Below are 6,973 nucleotides of genomic sequence, written 5' to 3'. Positions count from 1 at the left end.
AACTGCCTTGTGTCATTGTGAATGTGATGCGGGGCGGGCCCGCGACCGGCACACCGACACGGACTTCGCAAGCGGACGTGATGCAGGCGCGTTGGGGCACGCACGGTGATCACCCGATTGTGGCGCTCTGCCCGTGGAGCGTACGAGAGTGTTTCGACCTCACGGTCGAGGCTGTGAATTTCTCCGAGCGGCTGCGCATCCCGGTTATCGTGTTGATGGACGAAATTGTGGGGCACATGCGGGAGCGGGTGGAGCTGCCCGATCAGGCGAAGTTGTGGCAAGCGCCAGCCGGGCGTAAGGAGCCGTCAGATTACTACCACTATGAGGATTCAACGAATTTTGATGCAAGGATTGCGAGTTTCGGCGAGGGATACCGCGTGCACCTGACGGGTCTTGTCCATCGCAAGGACGGATTTCCGAGCGACGAGCCGGAGATAATCAAGTGGAACTTGGATCGGCTACGTGACAAAATTGAGGCAAACCGAGCCTGGCTGTGGGACCTGACGTTTGAGGACATCGGTGCTGAAACGGTGATCGTGTGCTACGGCAGCGCGGCGCGTTCAGCAATGGAGGCCAAACGCCAGTTCGAATCGAAGACCGGCAGGAGCGTCGGGATTCTGAGACTGCGGATGGTGTGGCCGTTTCCATTCAAGCGTCTGGTTGCACTCCTGCAAAGCTGCCGGCGAGTTGTGGTGCCGGAGATGAATCAGGGGCAGCTCAGTCGCTCGGTCGAGCAGGTTGTGAACCGCGACGTGCCGGTCGTGCCGGTGCTGCGGTACGACGGCGAGATGCTGACTCCAGAAGAGGTGCTGGAGGCATTATAGATAAGAGGTGGCTAGCAAACAGGGCATGATGAACGGCGAAAGACAGAGACAGATGCCGGGCGAGTTCCTTGATTTTTTTCGGTTGGATGAACGGTTCCCACATATCCTCTGTCCGGGTTGCGGTATTGGCACCGCAATGGCCACGATGGTCCGTGCTTTTCTCAGACTTGGTGTCAACCAGGACGATTTGTGCGTTGTTTCGGGTATCGGCTGTTCTTCGCGTGTCCCCGGGTATCTCGACTGTGATACATTCCACACCCTGCATGGCCGCGCGATTCCGGCTGCAACCGGGGTCAAACTGGCCAAGCCAGACATGAAGGTTGTGGTATTCGGTGGCGATGGTGACATCATGGCGATCGGTGGAAACCACTTCATCCACGCGGCAAGAAGAAACGTTGACCTGACAGTATTCGTGATCAACAATCGAACTTATGCGATGACCGGTGGCCAGTACTCACCGACCACACCAACCGGTGAGCCCGCCGCAACCGCACCATACGGCAATTGCGAGCGGAGCTTTGACATATGTTTTATGGCCCGGGCCTCAGGCGCGATGTTCGTGGCCCGCAGCACGACATATCACGTGGCGCACCTTCAGAAGATGTTTGAGCTGGCCCTGGCCAAGACCGGCTTTTCTGTTGTCGAGGTTGTGTCCCAGTGCCCGACACTGTATGGCCGGCAGCAGCGAATTGGCGACGCGGTCAGGATGCTCCAGTGGATGCGCGACAAGTCGGTTGACGTCAGCAAAGTTGATGACCCCTGGAGCGAAGCCGACCGGTTCGTCATCGGTGTGTTGCACGACCGCGAGGAGGTGCCTCCGTACACCCGGCTTTATCAGCAGGTACGAGAACGGTCGAAGGGCTCGGCTGAATGAGGATTGAAACAAGGCTGGCAGGGTTCGGCGGACAGGGTGTGATTCTGGCGAGTGTGATTCTAGCCGAGGCAGCAGCGGTGTACGAGGGCCGGGAGGTAGTCCAGACTCAGAGCTACGGTCCGGAGGCGCGCGGCGGTGCGTCCAAGGCCGATGTCATCATTTCGGACCGGCCGATTCTGTACCCGAAGTGTCGCAGGCTGGACGTGCTTGTGTGTCTAAGCCAACAGGCGGTGAGATGCTACCTTGCGGATGTGAAACACGGAGGAGTGGTCATCGTTGACAGTTTTCACGTACCGGAGTGCCCGCGGCAGGGTGCGGTACGTCTGCCTTTCACCGAGACGAGCCGGACCAAGTTGGGCCGGGAGCTTTTTGCGAACATCGTTATGCTTGGCGCGCTGAGTCGTTTGACCGGTGCGGTTGCGCTTGACTCACTCAAGCAGGCAGTCGCACATCGGGTACCGCCTGCGTCACTAGATGCGAACCTTGCGGCACTGGCCGCGGGCTGGGAGCTGGTTCCGGACCGCTGACGCAAACGGTTCTTGACCCCACAAGCGTCACGGTTAGACTAGCGCGATGGCCGAAGTCCTGACGTTCATCCTGGCCGGCGGGCAGGGTGAGCGGCTGTACCCTTTGACTCGAGACCGGGCCAAACCCGCGGTGCCGTTTGCCGGCGCTTACCGTATTATTGACTTCACCCTTTCTAACTGCATCAATTCTGGGTTGCGACACATCTTTCTGCTTACTCAGTACAAATCCTATGCCCTTGAGAAGCACGTCAGTCTAGCATGGGACATCTATTCGGCCGAGCTCGGCGAATTCATCAGCCTGTTGCCCCCTCAGCAGCGGATGTCAACTGACTGGTATCTCGGTACTGCCGATGCGGTGTACCAGAACATCTACTCGTTGCGTGAGCTGAGTCCAGAGTATGTACTCGTACTTTCCGGGGACCACATCTACCGGATGGATTACCGTCGGATGCTGCGCTTCCACCGACGCAAGTCCGCGGATGCCACCATTGGATTATACGAGGTGCCGGTTGGAGAAGCCAGCCGATTCGGAGTCATTGAAGTAGATGAGAAATTCCGGGTGCACGGTTTTGAGGAGAAACCGGCCAGGCCCAGACCGAAACCCGGCTCAACTGATCGCGCGTTGGTTTCGATGGGTGTCTATCTGTTCACGACCCGGGCGCTTGTTGCGGCGCTGATGGTGGATGCCGAGAATCCGGCCTCAAGTCACGACTTCGGCCGGGACGTGATTCCGGCGATGCTTACCGGATATAAGGTTTTTGGTTTTCCGTTCGAGGATGATGCCGGCCGGCCGCTGTACTGGCGTGATGTCGGTACGATTGATGACTACTACAGGGCGAACATGGACCTGACCGGTGTGCTGCCGGCGTTCAACCTGTACGACCCGCGCTGGCCGATTCGGACCCGGCCGAGGCCGGACCCGCCAGCCAAGACCGTGCATGCTGATTTCGAGGGCAAGCGGGTTGGTCTGGCACTGGACTCGCTCCTGTCCGGCGGCGTTGTGGTATCGGGTGCGAGAGTAGAGCGATCAATACTCGGACCCAGGGTCAGGGTGAACTCGTATGCGCAGGTTACTGATTCGGTGCTGTTCTCGGACGTTGATGTTGGGCGTAATGCCAAAGTCCGGCGGGCAATCGTTGACAAGCGGGTCAGGATTCCACCCGGGTACGAGATTGGCTTTGACTTGGAGCAGGACCGGAAACGCTTTGCCGTAAGCGAGGGCGGGGTCGTGGTGCTGGCAAAGGGAACCGAGTTGTGAATCTCATAGATCCGACAATCGCGGGGCGGGTACGAGAGTTGCTGCGGCCCGGCTTCTACGGGCCAAATGTCAGACGTGTGCGGTTGATTCAGACTCACACCTCCTGGGTATTTCTGACCGGCGAGTACTGCTACAAGGTGAAGAAGCCGGTCAATTTCGGGTTCCTTGACTACACGACGCTTTCAGCGAGGCGGTTTTTCTGTACGGAGGAGTTCCGGCTCAACAAGCAGCTCTCAGCCGACATCTACCTTGCGGTGCTACCGATAACCCTGGGCCGCAGAGGGGTCGTGCTTGGTGGTCGGGGGCGGGTGATTGACTACTGCATCAAGATGTGTGAGCTGCCGCAGAGTGCGATAATGACCGAGCAGCTAAAGCATGGCCGGGTGACTTTCGCACATATTGATTCCGTAGCCCGGCAGATTGCGTTATTTCACGAGCGGGCCGAACGCGGGCCGCAGGTCGCGCAGTATGGCAGTTCGGAAATCGTTCGGTTGAACTGGGACGAGAACTTTGCCCAGACCCTTGATTTCCGGGGCCGGACAATAACCTACCCGCAGTTTGACTTCATCCGGCGAGCGGTTGAGCAGTTCATTCAGAAGAAGCGGCATCTGTTTCGACACCGGCGCGAGGCTGGATTCGTGCGCAAGTGCCACGGTGACCTGCATTCTAAGAACATCTTTATCATCGGGCCAGACATCCGTATCTTCGACTGCATCGAGTTCAACCCGCGCTTTTCGTGCTCTGACGTGGCGTCCGAGGTCGCATTCATGGTAATGGACCTTGACTATCATGACCGTCATGACCTTGCGAACTTCTTTGTCGAGCGATACGTTGAGTATGCGCGAGACCCCGGACTGTTGCGGCTCTTGGACTTCTATTTGTGTTATCGGGCATACGTGCGCGGCAAGGTGACGAGCTTCAACCTGAATGACCCGGGTATGACTGCGCAGGACAAGGTTGAGGCAAAGACCAGTGCACGTCGGTATTTCCATTTGTCCGAACGCTACGCACGCAAGCTCTTTGCCCGCAATTGGTTGTGTGCGATGGTTGGTCTGCCCGGAACCGGCAAGACTTACATCGCCCGCAGGCTGGCGAGTCGGACACTGGCGTTCCACCTCTTGTCTGACTCAATCCGCAAGCAACTAGTCGGCATACCAGTAGGCACACACGTCCGGCCAGGAGCAGACCGGGGTATCTACCGCCAGGACATCAGTCGTAGGACTTATGCTGAGCTATTGCGGCGAGCCCGGGTGCTGCTTGCCGCAGGCCACAGCGTAATCCTAGACGCGACGTTCTTGCGCGAAGACTCACGGCAGGAGGTAAGGGACTTGGCACGGCGGGCCGGGGTGAAGGTGCTGTTTGTGTTCGCCGACTGCCCGGAAAAGACAGTTGTTTCGAGGATGCGCCGCCGACTACACGCACAGTGTCTGTCCGACGCCGACATTGGAATCTATCGCCGGATGAAGGCCAGGTTCGTGCCGCCAAAGCCAGGACACAACCTCATTAGGATTGACACCCGACAACCGGTCAACCGCTCGCTTGAAAAAATTGAGCGCGTACTACTTCATCGCTGACGCGCACTTGGGTGCAGGTACGGCTGAAGCCGAGGAGAGGCTGCTCTGCTTTCTTGAGACAGTCCGTAGCCGGGCCAATGTCCTGTACGTGCTCGGTGACCTGTTTGACTTCGGTTTCGAGTATCGCAGGGTCATACCGAAGTGCGGAGTGAAAATCCTGGCCGAGCTTTCAAGACTGCGCCGGGACGGAACCAGGGTAGTGTATCTGCCAGGAAACCATGACTTCCGGTTCGGCACATTTCTGTGTCAAGAAGTTGAAGTTCCGGCCGGCAAGAATCTGGAGCAGGAGATTGATGGACTGCGGGTGTGGATGGGCCACGGCGATGAACTCGAGCAACGGCCGGTGTCGGTTCTGTTCCGAAGTTTCAGCCGTAGCCGGACAGCGCACTGGCTATACTCTTTGTTGCATCCCGATGTTGGTGTGAGTCTGGCAGACTGGGTCGCACGCCGCAGCCGGGAGCGACAAGCGGATGAGAAACTGAGGGAGCGGATGGCAGAGTTTGCGAAAACGAAACTGGGTGACGGATTTGACGTCGTAGTGCTGGCGCACTCACATCTACCAGAGCTGCGGCGGTACGGCTCCGGTATCTACCTGAACATTGGAGACTGGCTAGAGAATTTCACCTATGGCGTTATCAGCAACAGGGCTGTTGCGCTTGAGCGGTTCGAAGGGCCGGGACATGGACGAATTGTCTAACACTTCACGCAGTGTCCCAGAACCGCCCTCTGCTTCTTCTCCAATGTCAACGCTAGTCCTGGGCGTGTGGCATGGTATCCGGGCGTTCCTTAAGCTGATGATGATTGTCGCTCCGGTATATACCGGTATCACCATTCTGCGCTACACGCCGGCGCTCAGAACGTTTGCCGACTTTGCTGCACCGTTCATGCGGTTCTTCAGGCTGCCGGGCGAAGCGGCAATGGCGCTGATTCTGGGTAATGTTATCAACCTTTATGCCGGCCTGGGTGCGATAACCGCGCTGAAACTGCCAGTTGACCAGCTTACCGTGCTGAGTGTGATGCTGCTGTTATCCCACTCCCAGATCCTTGAGACGGCGGTGTTCTTCCAGATGAGGGCGCGGTGGTGGCTGTTGTGGGCGATCAGGCTTGTGGTTTCGCTACTGGCCGGCGCGGGCCTGGGCCGACTTATCGTTCGCGCACCAGTAGACGTAGGTACAGCTGGAACCGGGCTGCTGGCGCGTCTGGCCCAACTGCCCTGGTATGGTATTGGGCCGGCGGCATCGAACTGGGCTCTGGGGCTGTTCGCAACCGCGTGGAAGATGCTCGCCGTGCTTGTCGCGATATTCATCGTGCTTGAGTATGCACAGCGCTATGGCCTTCTCGAAAGGTTGCTCTCGGGTGTGAACCGGGTCACTCGATACATCGGGCTTTCTCGCGAGGCCGGCCTGCCATGGCTTGGCGGCAATGTGTTCGGTATTGTGTTCGGTGGTGGGCTAATTATCGAATCAACCCATGCACACAAGCTGAGTTCCCGGCAGGTGACACTTGTTGCCACATTCCTGGCTTTGTCGCACGGGTTGTTCGAGGACACGGCGATATTCGTTGTTCTCGGAGCAAATCTCTTCTGGATCACGGTGCCGCGTATTGTCCTTGCAGTCATCGTCACCTGGATGCTGAGTCGGATTCTAAAAGAGACGCCGACAGATGTCTGAGTAGCAACGCAGGAGCGTAAGCCATTGCTTGACTTGAGCGGTCAGGGGCTTAGAATTCCCTTCGATATTCCTAAAGGAGGAATCGTGTCTGGAAAGAACGTGTTTGTGCTCGTGGCTGCGGGTCTGGCGCTCGGTTGCGGCCTGTCTTGGGCGGCGCTGATTCAGCCGGAGCTTGTGAGCATACTGGATAATGCCGGTCCGGATGAGAAGATACCGGTTGAGTTCTTCATGAAGGAACAGGCGAAT

General features: G+C 57.9%; 7 protein-coding genes. All 7 read left to right on the top strand.

Annotated features, from left to right (window positions below; all coding sequences use genetic code 11):
* Positions 1 to 824: transketolase C-terminal domain-containing protein (locus ABIL25_10345; GenBank protein MEO0082666.1), on the top strand; the 824-nt coding region annotated here is incomplete at its 5' end.
* A 25-nt stretch (positions 825 to 849) separates the two neighbouring features.
* Complete coding sequence (locus ABIL25_10340; GenBank protein ID MEO0082665.1) at positions 850 to 1,698, top strand: thiamine pyrophosphate-dependent enzyme; 849 nt, start codon at positions 850 to 852, stop codon at positions 1,696 to 1,698.
* Entirely contained in the window at positions 1,695 to 2,225 is a 531-nt protein-coding gene (locus ABIL25_10335; GenBank protein ID MEO0082664.1) for a 2-oxoacid:acceptor oxidoreductase family protein, read from the top strand. The genes ABIL25_10340 and ABIL25_10335 overlap by 4 nt, the downstream gene beginning before the upstream one ends.
* 46 nt (positions 2,226 to 2,271) lie before the next feature.
* Positions 2,272 to 3,483, top strand: a complete 1,212-nt coding sequence (gene glgC, locus ABIL25_10330) for a glucose-1-phosphate adenylyltransferase (protein ID MEO0082663.1) — start codon at positions 2,272 to 2,274, stop codon at positions 3,481 to 3,483.
* Positions 3,480 to 5,057, top strand: a complete 1,578-nt coding sequence (locus ABIL25_10325) for an AAA family ATPase (GenBank protein ID MEO0082662.1) — start codon at positions 3,480 to 3,482, stop codon at positions 5,055 to 5,057. Before glgC ends, ABIL25_10325 begins: the two co-directional genes overlap by 4 nt.
* Positions 5,023 to 5,754 (top strand): UDP-2,3-diacylglucosamine diphosphatase, encoded by a 732-nt coding sequence (locus tag ABIL25_10320; protein MEO0082661.1) that lies wholly within the window; start codon positions 5,023 to 5,025, stop codon positions 5,752 to 5,754. Before ABIL25_10325 ends, ABIL25_10320 begins: the two co-directional genes overlap by 35 nt.
* A 43-nt stretch (positions 5,755 to 5,797) precedes the next feature.
* Complete coding sequence (locus ABIL25_10315; protein ID MEO0082660.1) at positions 5,798 to 6,727, top strand: nucleoside recognition domain-containing protein; 930 nt, start codon at positions 5,798 to 5,800, stop codon at positions 6,725 to 6,727.
* Positions 6,728 to 6,973 lie beyond the last annotated feature (246 nt).

It is taken from the genome of candidate division WOR-3 bacterium (genome assembly GCA_039801365.1).
GTDB lineage: Bacteria > Hydrothermota > Tepidihabitantia > Tepidihabitantales > Tepidihabitantaceae > JBDRUN01.
Note: the sequence above shows the minus strand (reverse complement) of the source record. Positions and strands in the feature narration are given on the sequence as shown.